Genomic DNA, 17,687 nt, shown 5'->3' on the forward strand with positions numbered 1-17,687 from the left:
GAGAAGAAAGCAGACGGGCAGGAGAGAGAGCGAGAGCAGCGCAGATGCGTGTCCCTAGCTAGCAATGCCGCCCGATGAGGAGCTAGATCGTGCAAGAGCGGGTGATCGTCGGAATCGACGTCGGAACAACAAAGGTCTGTGTTCTCGTTGGCGAGCTTGATCGCGACGGGAAGCTGAACATTGTTGGCGTTGGCACCTGCCCTTCACAGGGCTTGCGGCGTGGGGTGGTGGTCAACATTGAAGAGACAGTCACCTCGATCGCCGCAGCAATCGACCGTGCCGAGCGCCTCTCCGGCAAGCATATCACCACGGCCTACGTGGGCATTGCCGGCAGCCATATCGAGTCGGAGAACAGCAAAGGCTTTGTCGCTATCACTCCGAGCCATCGCGATATCGTTCAGAATGATATTTGCCGGGCGATTGAAGTGGCGCGGGCGATTGCCATTCCGGCCAATCGCGAGATCATTCACGTCATTCCGCGCGGTTATGTCGTTGATGGGCAGGAGGGCATAAAGAATCCCATCGGCATGTCTGGCTTCCGCCTGGAGGTAGAGACGCATATTGTCACAGGTTCCGTCTCTTCGATTCACAATCTGATTAAATGCGTCCAAAAGGCTCATGTGGAGATTGAGGATCTGGTGCTGGAGCCGCTGGCCTCGGGGGAGGCGGTTCTGGCCGATGGCGAAACCGACCTGGGGGTGGTGCTCGTGGATGTGGGCGGTGGCACCACCGATATTGCCATCTATATCGACGGTGCCATCTGGCATACCGTAGTTCTGCCCATCGGCGGTAATCTGATTACAAGCGATATTGCGATCGGCCTGCGCTTGCCTTTCGCCGTTGCCGAAGAGCTGAAGGTCACTTACGGGCACTGTGATCCTTCGGCTATCGACGACGATGATATGATTGATCTCGCCCAATTCATGCCAGATTGTAACGATCTTGTGCCGCGCAAGCTGCTGGCCGAGATCATCCAGGCGCGCGTTGAAGAACTCTTCGAGATGGTGCATGATGAAATTAAGAAGTCGGGCTACGATGGGCTGCTGCCCGCTGGCCTGGTGCTGACGGGTGGCACTGCCGAGCTTCCGGGTATTCTGGAGCTGGCCGGGCAGATCCTTGATCTGCCGGCGCGCATCGGCGTCCCTCTTGGCCTGCATGGCCTGGCTGACTCGATCTGTCGCCCAGCCTATGCGACCGCTGTCGGCCTGCTGCTCTGGGGCCTGACTCACTCCTCGCTAACCTACGAGGAGGAGGAAGGGCAGCAGGCGGGTCGCGGCACTATGCTGTCGCGCATCGGGCGCTGGCTACGTTCGTTTATTCCGTAAGTCTTGGGAGCCTGTGAAAGGAGACGAGACCCGGGCCGCGCATCCGGCCTGCTCGACCTGGCTTGGGCCAGGGACTGTCGGCAGCCGGGGGCGAGGGCGGGGGCGCAAGTGGAGAGAGGGAGGAAATGCGCGGTGAGCGGAGCGAGAGAACTTGTGACAGGCTCGAAAGGGGGCCACGAATATATGGGATCAATGGGACAACATCAGGTTGAAGGCTTCGCCCAGATCCGTGTGATCGGGGTGGGAGGCGGCGGCAGCAACGCGGTCGATCGCATGATTCAGGCCAATATGATGGGCATCGAGTTCATCGCCGTCAATACCGATGCTCAGGCCCTGCTGTTGACGCAAGCCCCGAAGCATATCCGTATCGGCGATAAGCTGACCCGTGGCCTCGGTGCAGGAGGAAATCCTAGCGTGGGGGCCAAGGCGGCAGAGGAGAGCGCCGAGGAGCTGTATGAGGCGCTGAAAGGCTCCGACATGGTCTTCATTACCGCCGGTATGGGCGGCGGCACCGGCACCGGAGCCAGCCCCATTGTGGCGCAGATCGCCCGCGAGGTCGGGGCACTCACGGTAGGCGTGGTCACCCGCCCCTTTAGCTTCGAGGGTAAGAAGCGTCAGCAGACGGCGGAGGAGGGCATTGCCAATCTGAAGCAGCATGTGGATACGCTGATTACGGTGCCCAACGACCGCCTGTTGCAGATTGCTGACAAGCGCACGCCGCTCTCAGAAGCGTTCCGCCTGGCCGATGATGTGCTGCGCCAGGGTATTCAGGGGATCAGCGATCTGATCACGGTACCCGGACTGATTAACCTAGATTTTGCCGATGTGAAGACGATTATGTCCGCCGCTGGCTCGGCTTTGATGGCGATCGGCGAGGCCAGTGGCGAGACCCGCGCTATCGATGCCGCCCAGATGGCCATTGCCAGCCCGCTGCTCGATATCGACATCAGCGGTGCGCGCGGCGTGCTCTTTAATATCACGGGCGGTACCGATCTGACACTGTTCGAGGTGCAAGAGGCTGCCGATGTGATCAGCCGCGCCGCCCACCCCGAGGCAAATATTATCTTCGGTGCGGTGCAAGATCCCGCCTACGATGGACGCATCAAGATTACGGTGATTGCTACCGGCTTCGATACGGTGCGCAATCAATCGGCTGCCGGTACAGGCCGCCTGGAGTACAATCGGAGCATTTTCTACCAGCCCGCGGGCCTGGGGAGCAATGGAGCCTCGGGAGGAGCCTCCCCTTTGCGCCAGCCGGCACCGGCGGCCTCCCACAGCTCGTCTCAGGGCTATACGGGCTACACGCCGCTGCCGGCCACGCCACCACTCAATATCGCCAACGCCCCGACCGGTCCCGGGCCTCTGGCAGCGGAACATGCACGCTCCCAGCGAGGCCGCGATTTGGCCGCGGAGCTACACGACGCTGCCTACGGCGAGGGCTTCGAGGGCGAAGATGAGGAGCTGGAGACACCTGCTCATGGCCGCTTGCCTGTCCCTGAGCCGGAGGCCCGACCACTGCAGCGCCCAGAGCAGCGACCACAGCGCCAGATTCGGCGCCTCGATCCGAAGATCTCCGACCTGCCTCGCGGCAATCGAGGACCGGCCAGCGATGTGATCGATATTCCGGCTTTCTTACGCAAACGCTGACCTGATCTGCGACGGGAGCAGCCCCTGCTGCTCCCGTCTTTGTTCTCCGCTCCGCCTCCACCATCTTCCTGCTTGACTTCTGTCTGTTTTCTTCTCTTGAACGTACCCGTATTTCTTTCTTCCTCGCCAACAGTATTCCCCGCCTCTCAGGAAAGGCAGGGGAGAGAAACCTCCCCGCTGGCTTCCGCTCATTCACAGTAGATATTTGAAGTAGATAAGCAACAGGAGAGAGAAAGGGACGCTGGTTCATCAGATGAGCAAGTAAGGGGTGTTTCTTGAGCTGGAATCCGTAATCGTTTTTCACTATAGAACCCAATGTCTGTCGAGCTGTCTGTATAGAGAGAGGAAAAATCAACTAAGAAAGATGATACTGTAGTTGATACTCTGATGGTTGACATAATTACTGGTTTCTAACACAATATAAGCAGATAGCCTCTGTCTTTCGATTGAAATGACAGAGGGCGAGACGGACACCAGCGAGCCGATCGGTACAATCCTGCCTGCTCAAGGTGATCTGGCGCCTGGCAAATGAAGGGGAGCCCCGATCTGCTGAGGTAGAGGAAGGAGCCAGCCAGAGGGGAGCTGAGGGGATGAGGCCAGGGCGAGGAATGTGGTCGGGGTCGAAGCGGTCCTATCCTACTCCTGAGAGTGCCGGGGTGTGAGAGAGATTGGCAAGCAGCCATGATGAGAAGGCAGGCAGAGGGAGAAAGAAGATCATGCCCCGACGAGATTCCAGTGAGTCTAGCATTCCAGAGATTGCCAAGCTGCTGGACATTCGCAAGCAAGGTAGCTCTGGGATCGTGCTCGTACTGGGGGCGCGGGCCGGTGCCTTTTACCGCCTGAGTTCGACCTTTCAAGAAATCATCATGGGCTTCAGCGAGCGCAGTCTGCACGCTCTGGCTAGGCCCACTGCCTTTAGTGAGTGCTACCGTGTCCTCAACGAGCATGCTTTTAGCGAACGCGACCTTGATTCGATCTTTCATGCGGCCTTGCGCGATGTCGCTGTCACTGATGCCGATCTCTGCCTGGCTGAGCTGGTCAAGGAGGAGTATTTTAGCGAAATTATCACTACGAACATCGATGATCTGCTTGAGCAGGCTTTCAGTCAGGCAGGGATGAGGGAGGGGCAGCACTATGAAGTCTTCATCCCGGGGCGAAGCTATGAGCAGAGCTTGCTGCATCCTGAGCGACGGCTCTGTCGCGTGGTCAAGGTCTTCGGGGATCTGGTGGCTCGCGTCTACGATGCCAGGCGTCAGCGCTCCTATCTCGACCGGAAGATCAAACTCAAAGAGCATCTCCAGCAGGTGCTGGGAAGCGACATCCTGGCCATCGGTCTTGATCAGCGCTGGGATGCTGAGTTGATCGACTTGATTCCTCTCGATGGAGGATTCAGCTCAACCTGGTTTGTTGATGAAGATCTGCCTCCTCCCGAATCGCACATGGCTCGTGTCTTCAACGCTCGTCAGGCGCGCTATATCACAGGTTGGGATGGGCACTATGATAACTTCCTGAAGGCGCTATTCTGGCATTTGAAATCTTCAATGCCAGCCAGTGTCAAAAATTTCTTCGATATTCTTAGCGAATTGCGTAAAATAAATAGTGAATATATGATTGCGCAGAGAGAGAGACGTGAGACTCGGGAGATGCTTCAGAATACCCTGATGCAACTCAGCTCGCTTCAGCAGCAGACAGAGCAATGCTTTCAGCTTGTGACCTCTGAGCTGTCCATGCTAAGGGAACAGTTAGGCTCATTACGGCGGCTGCTCCTTCGTGACGAATAGTCTTTTCAACGGTAGTGGTTCATGATTCGGGAGATCTGGCATGGAAGGCGAATTGTTTGTGAACCGAGAATTTGAGTTACATCTCATTGAGGAGGCGCTGCAGACCTTGCAGGACCGTCAGCGTCTCTTGCGGACGCCTGTCGTGGAGCTGTGCGGTGTGCGCGGCATTGGTAAAACGGCGTTGCTCCGTCAGGTGCAGCGCCGTTGTCAGACGGCGGATGTGCCATTTATTTGGGCTGAGGCTGGGCTGGGGGAGAGCCTGCTTGAGCACCAGATCGTCGAGCAGGTGCAGCGCTATCGGGTCGAGGTAGGAGGGACAGAAGGGGAGGGAGCGGAGCCGCTTGATCCTGGCCTGCGGCGTGCAGTGGAGGCTTTACGTATCCTTGCCCGGCGGGGGCGGGCGGTTCTGCTGGTGGATGCGGTGGAGGCCAGCAATGAGCGCCAGGTCCGCTGGCTGGAAGTTCTGCTGCGTGAGCTGTTGATGGAGTATAGTCTCTTTGTGGTCCTGGCATCTCCGCGTCTGGTCTCCTTCGAGCGGGAGCGTTCCGTCGCGCGGAAGATAACAGTGCTGGAGCTCGGTCCCCTTGATCGTCCGAGCTGCGATGTCTATCTGCAGAAGGTGGGGCTGCCTCTGGAGGCCGAGGTCCGGGAGCTGATTTTCTCCTGGACGCGGGGCTATCCTCTAGCGATGGAAGTGCTCACTGAGGCCATTCGTGGCGGCCTTGATCCCCGCCAGCCGGCTGATCGCCTCCAGTTGCTCCAGCTCTTGACTGAGCGGGTGATCCGGCAGGAGATTCTGAGAAAGCTCTCTCCTGAGAAGCGCTCTTTCTATGAGGGTCTCTTACGTCTTCTCTCGGTGCCTCGTCGCTTCAATCTTCTCTTATTGCAGGAACTGATTGAGCAATTTGCTCCCGAGTGGGCGCGCGAAAGCCCTTTAGCTTATTTCTTTTTGCCACGCGAGCTGAGTGATAGGACTGAAGTCGTACGCTGGCATCTGGATCGTGCCGGCTATGCGGTTGAGGGGCCGGTGCGCTGGCTCTTCTTGCTATCCTTGCAGATCGAGCAGCCGGAGCAGTTCACTACGCTCCACCGCTGGTTAGCTGCCTTCAACCAGCGTCTGGCCCGGCGCGTCAATGGTTCCGATCGTATCCGCTATTTGCGCGAATGGCTCTATCATAGCGCCTTCTGCCTGGAATCTGCGGCGCTGGGGCAGGGAATTGAGGAGCTTCTGGCGACTCTGTCCTGGGAGACGGCTGAGGCTCGCGTGCAATTTGTTGAAGAGGTTCGTCAAGATCAGGAGCTGCAAGAAGTCCTGGGGGAACATGCCCAGCGCTTGCTCACAGGGCTACAAGCACTCGAACACTAGGGTGAGGGAATCATGCTATGGAACGCCGAGGGGTACCCGAGACTTTTCTTGGGCGAGATCGTGAGCTTTCTCTCTTTCTGGACTGGCTGGCAAATGTCCAGCCTGATGCTCCCTGGATTCTCTCTGTGCATGATGCCGAGCCGGACCCTGCTCGGCGGGGCGGCATTGGAAAGACCTGGTTCCTGCGGGCCTGTGTCTCGCTCGCGCAGCAGCGCTTTCCCCATCTGGCCGTTGTCCAGGTGGATTTCTTCCGTGTTGCCGATCGCGATCGCCTGGTGATCGCGCGCCGCGTCGTTGAAGGTCTCCAGGCGGCTTATCCGCACTGGTGGGCGCAGGCTTTCGCTCAAACGCTGGAGACCTTTGCGGCCCAGGGCTATCTTAGCAGCCTCTACCCGGAGAAGGATGTGGCTGATATCCGCATTCGGGATAGCCTCTCAGAGGCCCTGGCGCGCGATGTACAGGAGCTGTTGCCACTTCTGCCGACGGATGTGCCACAGCTCTTGCTCGTCTTCGATACCTTCGAACTGGTCGAGCGCAATCCCCAGGTAGCGGTCTTGGGCCTGGGGCAGCTCTTCCCCGAGCGCTATGGCCTCCCCCATGTGAAGGTCTTGTTAGCGGGGCGCAATCCGCTGGATTGGCAGCATCCAACATGGCATGGGCGCGAGAAGGAGGTGCTGGATCTGGCGCTGCCTCCTTTTTCTGCCGCTGAGGTGCGTCTCTATCTTGAGCGCGAGCTGGCCAATCTCTTCAATGCCTCTGCCTCCGATGAGACGGCTGTGGCGGCCAGCGGAGCGGAGCAAACTGCGTCAACGGCAGAGAGCGAGAGCCAGGCCCGTTCCATTGAGCGCCTTTATGAGCTAACGGCAGGGCGCCCTATTCTGGTCGGGCTGGCCTGTGATCTGCTGGCCAGAGGGCTGCTGACGCTGCGTGAGTTGGTGGCCTTCCCTCAAGGGCGTTTTGAGGAGCAGCTTGTCGTACGCATCAATGATCTGGAGCGCCCGCTCAATTGGCTGATTCTGGTCCTGGCCCATGTCTACCATCGGTTATCTGCCCCTCTGCTAGCCTGGCTGCTGACGCAGGTCAAGCTGACAGAGGATGGCGAGCATGCTTCTGTTGAGGAGTGGCTGACTGCTCTGCGGCAACTCTCGTTCGTGCGCGCTGCTGGCGAGGGAGATGAGTTGGCTCTGCATGATGAGATGCGCCGCCTGGTGGTGCACTATTGCTGGGAGCGTCAGGACCCCGACCGGCGCTTTCGCCGCGGGCTGAGTCGGGCCGTGATCAGCTACTATGAACAGCAGAAAGAGCAGGCGCTCCCTGAGCAGGAGTGGCTGGCCAGCCGCGTGGAGCTGCTGGCTCACTGGCTGACGGTGGATGTGGAGGAGGGCCTGCGGCGCTTTCAGCAGCTCTTTGGACCCGCCACGGTCGGCTGGCGCAGCGGCTTTGCTCGCATCCTGCTGGAAACCGTGCGGGAAGAGGAGCCCATCTTGACGCCTGCCCAGCGCTGGCAGCTCCGGCTCTGGGAGGCCCAGCTGCTGCGCATTGAAGAACAGCCTCAGCTGGCGCAAACGCTGCTTGCACGGTTGCAGCAAGAGGCCGACCCCTCCTGGCTGGCAACCCAGCAAGAAGCGCTCTGCTATGAGTTCGCGCGTTGTTCCTTGCAGCAACAGCAGTTGCTGCAGACGATTCACTATTACACGCAGTGTCTGGAGCTGGCCCGGCGCCGAGGGAATGAAGAAAAGGTCAGCACGCTGCAGGGCCAGCTCGGGTATGTCTACCGTCGGCTGGGGCAGTGGGACGAGGCGCTGCGCTGCTATCAGGCCTCGCTGGCCTATCACCGGCAGCAGGGGAGTCGGGCCTGGTATGCGAACCTGCTCAATAGCATCGGGCAGGTCTATCGGCTACAGGGCCGCATCGAGGAGGCTCTGCGTTATTGTCTGCTGGGCTTGCGGGTGCGAGAGGAGCTGTGGCGGCAGGGCAAGTTGAATGAACGGGCCGTCGGCCTCTCCCACAGCACCCTGGCGGTCATCTATCTGGAGAGTGGCGATCTCCTGCAGGCCGAACAGCACTTTCGCCACGCCTTCGAGTGCTATGCCCATGTGGGCTATCGCACGGGGCTGGCGGCCACCTATAACCGCCTGGGGCAGGTGGCCCTGCTCAAAGGGCAGCTAGAGGAGGCCGATACGTTGTTCAAGCAGGCTGAGGCGCTGGTGACCGGCTTCGATGAAGAGGTCTTCATCTCCAGTCACTCCTATCAGGGGCGGGTCGCCGCCGAGCAGGAGCACTGGCAGGAGGCGCTTGCGCACTGGCAGTGTGCCTGTGAGCATGCGCGCCACGTGCACGATCGCTATCAGCTAGCGGCCAGCCTCTTCGACCTGGTGGAAGCGCTTTCCCACCTGGGCCGACGCGAGGAGGCGCTGGCGGCCTGGAGGGAGGCGCGCATGATCGCTGAGGAGGAGGGCTATTGTCTGCTACTGGGGCGGGGCGAGGACCTGCTGGGCGACCTGGCGCTCGTGGAGGAGCGCGTTGAGGAGGCCTTCCAGCATTATGTGGCCAGTTGTGCCTGGATGACTCAGCACAACTTTCTGGAATATCACAAGGCGCAACGGCGCTTGGTAGGGCGGTTGCTCTCTCTCCCGCTTGAAAAGGTCTCCCCGACTGCGCATCTGGTACGCGAGAGCTGGCGTCAGCGCGGCCTGGCGGAGCAGTATCCTGAACTGGAGCAGGCTTGCGAGGAAATTGCTCAACTTCTGTGCATTCCAGGGTAGCTGATGGCCCCCGGCATATAGGCTGCCATTCTGCTTGATCCCGGATTTTTGCAGCCTTGGGGTCTTGTGCTGTTACTGCTGGTTTTCTAGTGCGGTTCGTCTAGTTGCCGCTCGCTGGCGCTCAGTTCTTTCTGTAGGGGTGACATGTACGAATGAATATCTGGGCTGATTTTGATCCCCTCTGGAGCATCTCTCGCGAGGGCGGAACCCCTAACGAGTGCGAATCGCCCGATGAGGATGAGGGGTCGGGTGGTAGGGGTCCCTCTAGCCAAAGGGAGGTGCTGTGCGACTGGAGAGATCAGCCGCTGCTGCCGGAAGAGAAGCCTGGCGATCTTCACAACGACTCGAGCCGGCTACGGATGTCCCCTTCTCTATACAGGCAGGAATGCTTGCCCGGGCGCTGGCTGGTCTGTGATCCCGAGCAGCTAACAGCATTCCACCTGGCCGTCCTGGATGGCGAGGCCCTGGCTCTGCTCCGCTTCTTTGAGCAGCCAGCCTCGCCCGCCGAGGCCGCGCGGGCTTTCTCACAGGTGTCCAGGGAGAGCCTCCTCTTGCTGCTGCGCTTGCTGGTCGGACTGGGCTTGCTAGTCCCCGTGACTGCCAGGCCAGCCCCGGGCGGCTCTGCTGAGCACAAAGGTAACGGCATGATCCTCTCCGCCTGGCTGCATATTACGAATGCTTGCAATCTCGCTTGCCAGTATTGCTATGTCCGCAAAAGCTCCGAGCATCTGACTGAGGAGACCGCCAGACAGACGGTCGAGGCCATCTTTCGCTCCGCGCGGCGCCACGGCTACCGGGCGGTGCATCTGAAGTACGCTGGCGGTGAACCAACATTGCGTCTTCGCCAGGTGCTGACCCTGCATGACTATGCTCTCGCCTTGGGAGAGCAGGCGCGTATCAGAGTAAGCGCCTCCTTGCTCACAAATGGCGTGGCCCTGAGCGAACGAGCCATCGCCTCTCTGAAAGAGCGACGCATCAGGGTGATGCTCTCGCTCGATGGGCTTGGTCAGCAGCACGATCTGCAGCGCCCCTTTGGGCATGGTCACGGCTCGTTCGCCTATGTTGAGCGCGCCCTGAATCGCTTGCTGGCCGCAGGCTGGCCCCCTGCTGTCAATGTGACGGTCTCCCGACGCAATCTCGCCGGCTTGCCCGCTCTGCTCGAGTATTTGCTAGCGCGCGATTTGCCCTTTACTCTCAGCTACTACCGTGAGAATGATTGCGCTACTAATATTGAATATCTTCGATTTGAGGAAGAGGAGATGATAGCGGGCATGCGAGCCGCTTTTGCGGTGATTGAAAGCCGGCTACCTCGCCGTCGCTTGTTCAACGCGCTGCTCGATCGGACTCATCCCGGGCATGCCTCTCCCTACGCCTGTGGCATGGGACGCAACTATCTAGTAATCGATCAGCGCGGAGGCGTGGCGCGCTGTCAGGCTGCGCTCGGGCAGACAATTACGACCATTGCTGCAGAAGATCCGCTGGAGGCGGTGCGTCGCTTCTCGGGCGGACTGCGTGCCGTCCCGGTTGATGAGAAAGAGGGCTGTCGAGCCTGTCGCTGGCGTTATTGGTGCGCGGGCGGCTGTCCGTTGCTGACTTTTCGTCTGACTGGACGACTCGATGTCCGATCGCCAAATTGTGCCATTTATCAAGCCCTCTTCCCGGACGTGCTCCGCCTGGAGGCTCTGCGTGTGCTCAAATATGGAACGCCGCTTGCTTTCTAGTCTGAGAGGGAGAGGGCGGCCCTCTCTTCCTTCCCCGTGGTCTGGCTCAGCTCTGGCCATCTGTTCTGCGTGCCAGTGCAAGCAAGGCAAGATGCGGGTCTGCCAGTCAGCCAGCCAGCCTGAGCCAGCAGAGAGGAGGAAACGATGGAAGAAACAGCGATGTCACCAGCCCTGACACGGCTGGCCTGGCTGCTCAATCTGCGCAAACGGCAGGGGCATCAGCCCTATCGTCTCGTACTCACCCTGGCCGCCAGTCTGACCGTGGAGGTACGCCAGGCGATCTGTCACAGTCAACGCTGGAGCGACTTCCGGGCATACCTGCATCAGCTCGGCCCGCGCGATCGTCTTGGAGTCCTGGCGCATGTGCTCTCTCCACGAGCTACAGCCCAGAACCTGGACGGCTATCGTTCCCTGGCCCGTCTCTGTAAGCAGGGCTACTTTACGACCATTCTGGCAAGCGGGGTTGATACGCTACTGGAGCGAGCCTTTGCCAGCGAAGAAGTAGGCCCGGAGCAGCTCTGTCAGCTCGTGCTAGGGCGTGAGAGCGAAGCCTATCTTCAAGCGAAGCTGAAAGATCATGCGCGCGGGAATGGGATTCTCCTCTTGAAGCTCTTTGGTAGTCTCGAGGCTGGCCTCCTCGTCCCCGATTTCCCCGATTTACTGGAATTCCGCTATCCGCTGCGTGAGATCCTGGAGCGAGAGCTCAACGAAGATCTGATTGTGATAGGGCCGCCTAGTCAGGAAGAGGGGATTCTGCGGCTCCTGAGTACTACCAGTCACAGCAGCATTTATTATGTTTTACCGGAGGCGCCAGCTGAAGATGACCGGCTGCTCAAGATCATCGAGGCGCGCCATAGGGAAAGTGCGCCATTTCTCATCTGCGGAGCCTGTGGGCAACCTGCAACCTTCTTTGCTGAGCTAGAAGCCCTGCTTGCGTCCATGCAGGAGGTCGTCAGAGTGACCGAGCTGGCGGAGCAGCGCGCCGCTCTCCCAGTCGCCGCCACCGAGCGAGCCAGAGAGCAGAGCCCGCTCTCCCCGCCGGCAGTGCTTCCCACAGGGAACCCCTCAGCGTTGCAACGCAAGCCTCGTGCCGATGTGCTGCTTGTGACGGTCACCGAAGTCGAAGCCCAGGAGGTGTTAGCGCTCTTCTCGCAGGTTGAGCGGTATTACATTGAGCAGAAGACCTACTATCTTCTGGGTGAAGTCAGCGGTACCAGCCTGGTCATGGTACAGTCTGAAATGGGGCAAGGTGGCGTTGCTGGCTCCCTTCTTACAGTCAGCGAGAGCATTCGTCATCTGCAGCCGCGGGCGGTCATCATGGTGGGTATCGCCTTTGGCCTCAAGCCTGATGAACAGCGCATTGGCGACATTCTGGTGGCACGCCAGATCCTGGCCTATGAACTACAGGCCGTAGTTGCTCGCGAGGGCCAGCGCAGCGTGCGCCTGCGTGGCGACCGGGTGACCGCCTCGCCGTTGCTGCTGGATCGCTGCAAGAGCGGTGCCAAGAGCTGGCCGGGGCAGCGTGTCCAGTTTGGCCTGCTGCTTTCTGGCGAGAAGCTGATTAACGACAAGGAGTATCGTGATCAGCTGCAGGCCCTGGAGCCGGAAGCCATCGGCGGCGAGATGGAAGGAGCTGGACTGTGCGCGGCGGCCCAGCACCACAAAGTCGACTGGATTCTCGTCAAGGCCATTGCCGACTGGGCCGATGGCTTCAAGCATGTGAACAAGGAGCGGCGGCAGCGCAAGGCTGCCAGCAATGCAGCTCGCTTTATCCTGCATGTGCTGGCTCAGGGGGGCCTGGCACCTCTGGCTACTGGCCCAAACTGAATAGAAAGCTAACTACAGGAGGAAGCGGAAGGGAGGTGGGTCACGGCCCTGGCCAGTCTATCCCGCGCGGTAGCCAGCGACCGTGTGCCTCTCTCGCCTTCGCCCATCTCTCTGCTTGCGGGCTGACGGACCTGCCTGGCGGCCATCTGCTCATCAGCCGGCCTCAGCCAGCAATTGGGCCGCGGCCAGTATCAGAGCGGCGGCGGTCCAGGCCTGGACCTTGCAGGAGCGCGTATAGACCGCCAGCACCTCGGCTCCGCCCGTAGTCGGGGTTAGAATCCATTCCGGAGGCAGAACGCAGTAGAGTTCCACTGGCGAATCGAAGAGGGCCAAGGCCTCCAGCAGGCGCTGACTGATGATGAGGGCCTGGCTACGGCGGCCCATGCGCCAGAGAGCGGAAGCGATGATGGCATTATCGAATGGCCAGACAGTGCCGCGGTGGTAGGAATACGGATCGAAAGCGTACGAGGTGCGTGAGAGCGTGCGGATGCCCCAGGGGGTGAGCAGGTCGGGCTGGAGCAGGCGCTCTGCCGTCTGCGAGGCGTAGGGTTCTTCCAGAGCGGCGCACCAGAGCAGATGCCCCATATTGGAGGCCACCAGGGGAATGGCTTGCTTCTCTGGAGAGAGAGCCATAGCAGGACAGCCCTCTGCAGGCAGCCAGAAGCGCGGTAGGCCCCTGCGCAGGCGCTCTATGCGCTCCTCTAACTCGCGCAGGAGCGTGGCCTCAGCTCCTGCAGCCTGGAGCAGGGGACGCATCTCGCGGAAAGCGGCCAGGGCGTAGCCCTGCAGCTCGATCCAGGCTACTGGTGGCTTGGGGGGAGCGCCATCTTCGAGCAGCAGAGCGTCGTTACTGTCCTTCCAGACCTGATTGCGCAGCCCCAGGCCGCGAGGCTGGCGCGGCTGCACCTCGATCAGCCCATCATCATCGACATCGCCATACTTCAAGGCCCAATCGAGTGCTGCCAGGACATGGGGCCAGAGCTGCTCGACCAGTTGACGCCCGCCCTCAACCTGCTGCCAGACCGTCGCAGCAGCGATCAGAAAAAGATAGGTCGCATCCACCGAACCGTAGTAGCGGCCCTCCCACAGCGGCCAGACACCCTCGGGCCAACGGCGCGGTTCCGGCCAGTACTCGTGAATGATTTTGCCTGGCTGCTCCTCGTTTTCATCTCGCTCGCTCGTGCCTTGCGTTGCTGCCAGCGCCTGCAGGCCACGTGCAGCGAACTCCCTCACCCAAGAGGCCAGGGCCTGATCGGTCGGGCGCAGTCGCGCGGCCTCCAACACTAGCAGCACCGACCAGAGTGTGTCGCGTCCAAACAGGGCATGGTAGTGATCAGCGGCGCTGCTTGCGCGCAGGCCGGTAGGCGTCTGTAGCTCGTCCAACCAGGCCCGTCCTCGCTCCAGCCAGCGGACGAGATGAGCAGTCTGTTCCGACTCGTGCATAGACTTCACCACAATCGTTCTGCGAATATCCGTGATGTTGTGCCAGCCGGACCTCTATCTGCCGGCCAGGCCCGACGTAGATAGACCCTGGATAAAGTAGCGCTGGAAAATGAAGAAGATGATCACCAGCGGCGCAATCGAGATCATCGCACCCGCCAGCACCAGATTGTACTGGGTCACGTAGTTCCCTTTGAAGAAGGCCAGGCCCACCGTCAACGTATAGTTCTCCTGGTGGGACATTACGATCAGTGGCCAGAGGAACTCATTCCAGGCCCCCTGGAAGGATAAGAGCGCGACCACTGTGACTGCTGGTCGGACCAGGGGGAAGATAATCTGCCAGAAGGCGCGAAAACGTGAGCAGCCGTCGATCAGAGCCGCCTCCTCTAGCTCGCGTGGCAGCGTCTTGAGAAACTGCGTCATCAGGAAGACCGAGGTGGGCGTGACCATCGCCGGCACGATCAGACCGCCATAATTATCGGTCAGGTGCAACGTATAGGCCACCAGAAACTTCGGGATCAGAATGAGCTGTGAAGGAATCATCAACACGGCCAGTGTCAGCAGGTAAAAGAAGTTCTTGCCCGGAAATTCCATACGCCCAAAGGCGTAGCCGGCCATCGAGGCCAGGAGCACGTTGAGAACCGTCACGGCGCCGGCGTAGATGAGCGAGTTCAGAATATAGCGCGGGAAGAGCTGGGCCCCGCTCAGGATGAAGCGATAGTTGTCAAGGGTGGCCGGATTGGGCAAGAGGCTCGGCGGCCACGAGAGCACCTGCGCGTAAGTCTTAAAGGAGGAGGAAAAGGCGAACAGGAAGGGAGCCAACGAGAATAGCCCATAGCCGATCAGCACAATATAGAGGACCAGCTGACCCGGCTGCAGCGGCAGCGGGGGCCGACGCCTCATCGAGACGGCAACTGATGGCAGCTGCGCCTTTTCTGCTCTGGCTACGCCTCCAATCGTACTCATAGGTCTTACTCCTCTCTTGCTTGAGAGACAGACCAGGCGCGGTCTGCCTCGCTTACCTCTCTCTTCTGCAACTCGGCCATTGCTGGTTAGTATTGGATGTTGGCGTCGATGTAGCGCTTCTGGAGCAGTGTGACTGCAAAGATGATAATGAAGAGTACAAAGGCTTGAGCGCAGGCCAGGCCCATTAGCGATTTCTGGAAGGCCGTGTCGTAAATGACCATCGCCGCTGTCAGAGTTGAGCGCAGTGGGGTTCCAGAGGCCCCCTCCATGACGAAGGCCTGGTCGAACATTTGAAAGGCTCCGATCGAGCCGAGGGCCACCACGGCGAAGGTGGTTGGGCGCAGCAGGGGCACAGTGATCTTCCAGAGCATCTGCCAGCTATTGGCTCCGTCGACGCGGGCGGCCTCATAGAGGGTGGAAGGGATATCTTGCAGAGCTGCCAGATACATCAACATGAACGTCGGGGCCGTGGTCCAGATGTTGAGCAGCATAATAGCTGGCAGAGCCGTCGAGGGGTTCTCCAGCCAGGCCGGCCCCTGGATATGGAGCAGCGAGAGCACGTAGTTGATCCCTCCCTGGGGCTGATAGAGCCAGTAGAAGATCAGCGAAATGGCCACCGAGGAAGTCATGGACGGCAGGTAGAAAATCGTACGAAAGAAGCCCCGTCCGTGCACCTTCTGATTCAGCAGGAGGGCCAGGAAGAGAGCCAGAGTTGTCTGAAGAGTCACGACCCCAATGGTGTATTCAACGCAGTTGCGTAGACCTGCAGCGAAGTCGCCGTCGTGAGTCAGGTCATACCAGATGTTCAGGTAATTGCGGAAACCATAGAAGATCGGTGTAGTAAAGCCGAAATCAACATAGAAGAAGCTCAACGTGAGCGCCGTCACGATGGCGATCAGCGTGAAGACGATCAAGACAAAGAGGTACGGGGCCAGGAACGTGTAGGCTGTCAGGGTCTCTGTCAGCTTGCGCCGGTTGACCTTGAAAGGCAGACTGCGGCGCGTCCCGGATGGCCCGCCCGGGCGGGCTTTGCTTGCTGCCAGCTGCATGGTCTAAGGCTCCTTTGTCTAGCGGACCGGGTAGAGATACAAGGCGCGGCTCTCAGTAGGAGCTGGGAGAGCGAGGGGCCAGGCTGAGGCCGGAATGAGCGCGGTCTGGCTCTTCTCCAACCGAGCCTGACTGCTCTCGCTCTCCTGTTGCTCTACAGGATCAGGCCGCTCGCGTCTACTCCTGAGCGCGAGCGGCCAGGGCTAGGGTGCGACATTCTGCTGGATCCAGGTATTGACCTTCTGGGCCGCGGCATTGAGCGCGTCGGCAGGCGACTGCTTACCGAGCATGATGGACTGCAGGGCATTGCTGACATCGTTGTGGATCTCGGTATCGGCCACGCCGTAGAAGTCAGGCTGACCATAGGCAGCCCCATCCTGGAGAACCTTGACCCCTGGATTCTGCTGGAAGTAGGAGTCGTTGGCCAGCGAGGTCAGGGTTGGCAGGGCGAACCCGTCATGCAGCACCTGCGTCTGATACTCGGCGCCGGTCATATACTTGATCAGCTCCCAGGCCATGCCAGGGTACTTTGTGCCAGAGTAGGCGGCCCAGGCATTGGTATAGAGCAGATTGCCGCGCTTGCCGCTCGGCCCCATAGGCAGCGGTGCGATCCCGTACTGGACCTTGGGATAGTTTTGGGCCAGGAAGGGGATCATCCAGCCGCCTTCCAGGGTCATAGCCACCTGCTGCTTGCCGAAGGCATCGCCGTCCCAGCTGGCGCCAACGTCGCCGGGCATGACGCCGGTATGGTTCTGCTTGAAGGAAGTGTAGAACTCAGCTGCCTGGATGCCGGCCTGACTATTAAAGAGGGCCTGCTTGCCGTCGGCTGAGACCATCTGGCCGCCGTTGGCGAAGAGGAAGGCGCCCCAGCGCGAAGTGTCGGCGGGTAGGGCGATACCATAGACGCTGTTGGCCGGGCTGCTGCCGCGCTTCGTCAGCTTCTGGGCGGCATTCTTCAGATCATCCCAGGTCCAGTTGGAGGGATCACCGAGGCCGGCCTGCTGGAAGAGCGTCTTGTTGTAGAAGAGGCCAAGCGAGTTCCAGTCCTTCGGAATGCCAAAGACCGTACCATCGGCGCAATCGAAGTCCTGCATCAGCGACGGATAGTAGGTCGAAGGCGAGACCTGGTCGCGCGCCATGTAGGGGCTGAGATTGAGCAGTTTGCCGGCGGGGATATACTCCTGGGCCATTGGCGGCTGCAGGTAGAAGACGTCAGGCACGTTGCCGCTGGCGACGTTGGCCCGCATCTTAGTGGCGTAGTCGCCGGGGATGGGCGTCCAGGTGACGCTCACGTTGGGATGCAGCTTCTCAAAATTCTGCAGTCCCTGCTTGACCAGCGCATCCTCCGCCGGCGTGGAGGACCAGCCAGCCACCACCAGATGGATCTGACCAGTCTCAGGACTGGCCGCCGTGGTGTTTGTGTTGCTCGGGCAGCGCACAAGGGCGTTCTTTGGCCCTGTAACGCTGGCACCGGTTCCGCTGTTCGTGCCTCCACTGCTATTGCTGCTGCTTCCACAGGCGGTGAGGAGGGCCACGAGGGTGAGGGCTATGAAGATACTCCAGAGGCTCCTTCTTCTCGTTCTACTGGGCATGAGTGAACTCCTTTGTTTGCTCTCATCGGCTGCTCTACCGATTCCGCTGCCAGGTCAGCTCGGACGAGATGGCGCTGTGGACGCAGAAGGCTCAATAGGAGCTTGCCTTATCACTGCTTGCCTGGCTGAGTCTGGCAGGGTTGGGTATAGACAGAGAGACAGATCAAGCAAAATGCTGTTGTTGCTCCTCTCAAAATTCTTGCATCATTG

Annotated in this window: 10 protein-coding genes and 1 pseudogene; 7 read left to right on the forward strand and 4 right to left on the reverse strand. The window is 60.0% G+C overall.

The genetic code is table 11. The features are described from left to right. Positions 1-89: 89 nt before the first annotated feature. The 7 genes and pseudogenes from ftsA to N688_RS00230 all read left to right on the forward strand — a co-directional run bounded on the left by ftsA (position 90) and on the right by N688_RS00230 (position 12,432). Positions 90-1,325 (forward strand): cell division protein FtsA, encoded by a 1,236-nt coding sequence (ftsA, locus tag N688_RS00200; protein ID WP_052887402.1) that lies wholly within the window; start codon positions 90-92, stop codon positions 1,323-1,325. Positions 1,326-1,508: 183 nt separating this feature from the next. Beyond that, positions 1,509-2,492, forward strand: a pseudogene (gene ftsZ, locus N688_RS00205) (cell division protein FtsZ); the annotation flags it as partial. A 1,196-nt stretch (positions 2,493-3,688) separates the two neighbouring features. Then, complete coding sequence (locus N688_RS00210; protein ID WP_052887404.1) at positions 3,689-4,753, forward strand: SIR2 family protein; 1,065 nt, start codon at positions 3,689-3,691, stop codon at positions 4,751-4,753. A 40-nt stretch (positions 4,754-4,793) separates the two neighbouring features. Beyond that, positions 4,794-6,119, forward strand: a complete 1,326-nt coding sequence (locus N688_RS00215) for an ATP-binding protein (RefSeq protein WP_052887405.1) — start codon at positions 4,794-4,796, stop codon at positions 6,117-6,119. A gap of 17 nt (positions 6,120-6,136) precedes the next feature. After that, entirely contained in the window at positions 6,137-8,884 is a 2,748-nt protein-coding gene (locus N688_RS00220) for a tetratricopeptide repeat protein (protein WP_052887406.1), read from the forward strand. A 152-nt stretch (positions 8,885-9,036) separates the two neighbouring features. Next, positions 9,037-10,605 (forward strand): radical SAM/SPASM domain-containing protein, encoded by a 1,569-nt coding sequence (locus N688_RS00225; protein WP_081838341.1) that lies wholly within the window; start codon positions 9,037-9,039, stop codon positions 10,603-10,605. A 144-nt stretch (positions 10,606-10,749) separates the two neighbouring features. Then, positions 10,750-12,432 carry a 5'-methylthioadenosine/S-adenosylhomocysteine nucleosidase family protein gene (locus tag N688_RS00230; protein WP_052887408.1) on the forward strand — a complete coding sequence of 561 codons (1,683 nt, stop codon included), beginning with the start codon at positions 10,750-10,752 and terminating at the stop codon, positions 12,430-12,432. 153 nt (positions 12,433-12,585) lie between these two features. On the opposite strand, the gene N688_RS00235 is transcribed toward N688_RS00230, so the two are convergent. The 4 genes from N688_RS00235 to N688_RS00250 form a co-directional block, all read right to left on the reverse strand. Next, positions 12,586-13,875, reverse strand: coding sequence for an amylo-alpha-1,6-glucosidase (locus tag N688_RS00235; protein ID WP_052887409.1), 1,290 nt, complete (start codon positions 13,873-13,875; stop codon positions 12,586-12,588). A 54-nt stretch (positions 13,876-13,929) separates the two neighbouring features. Next, positions 13,930-14,838 (reverse strand): carbohydrate ABC transporter permease, encoded by a 909-nt coding sequence (locus tag N688_RS00240; protein WP_052887410.1) that lies wholly within the window; start codon positions 14,836-14,838, stop codon positions 13,930-13,932. Between the two features lie 86 nt (positions 14,839-14,924). Then, positions 14,925-15,887: a carbohydrate ABC transporter permease gene (locus tag N688_RS00245; protein WP_052887411.1), complete on the reverse strand. Its 963-nt coding sequence runs from the start codon at positions 15,885-15,887 to the stop codon at positions 14,925-14,927. A gap of 201 nt (positions 15,888-16,088) precedes the next feature. After that, a complete protein-coding gene (locus tag N688_RS00250; protein ID WP_081838342.1) occupies positions 16,089-17,477 on the reverse strand; it encodes an ABC transporter substrate-binding protein in 1,389 nt (462 codons plus the stop codon). Positions 17,478-17,687 lie beyond the last annotated feature (210 nt).

Source organism: Thermogemmatispora carboxidivorans (assembly GCF_000702505.1).
GTDB classification, from domain to species: domain Bacteria; phylum Chloroflexota; class Ktedonobacteria; order Ktedonobacterales; family Ktedonobacteraceae; genus Thermogemmatispora; species Thermogemmatispora carboxidivorans.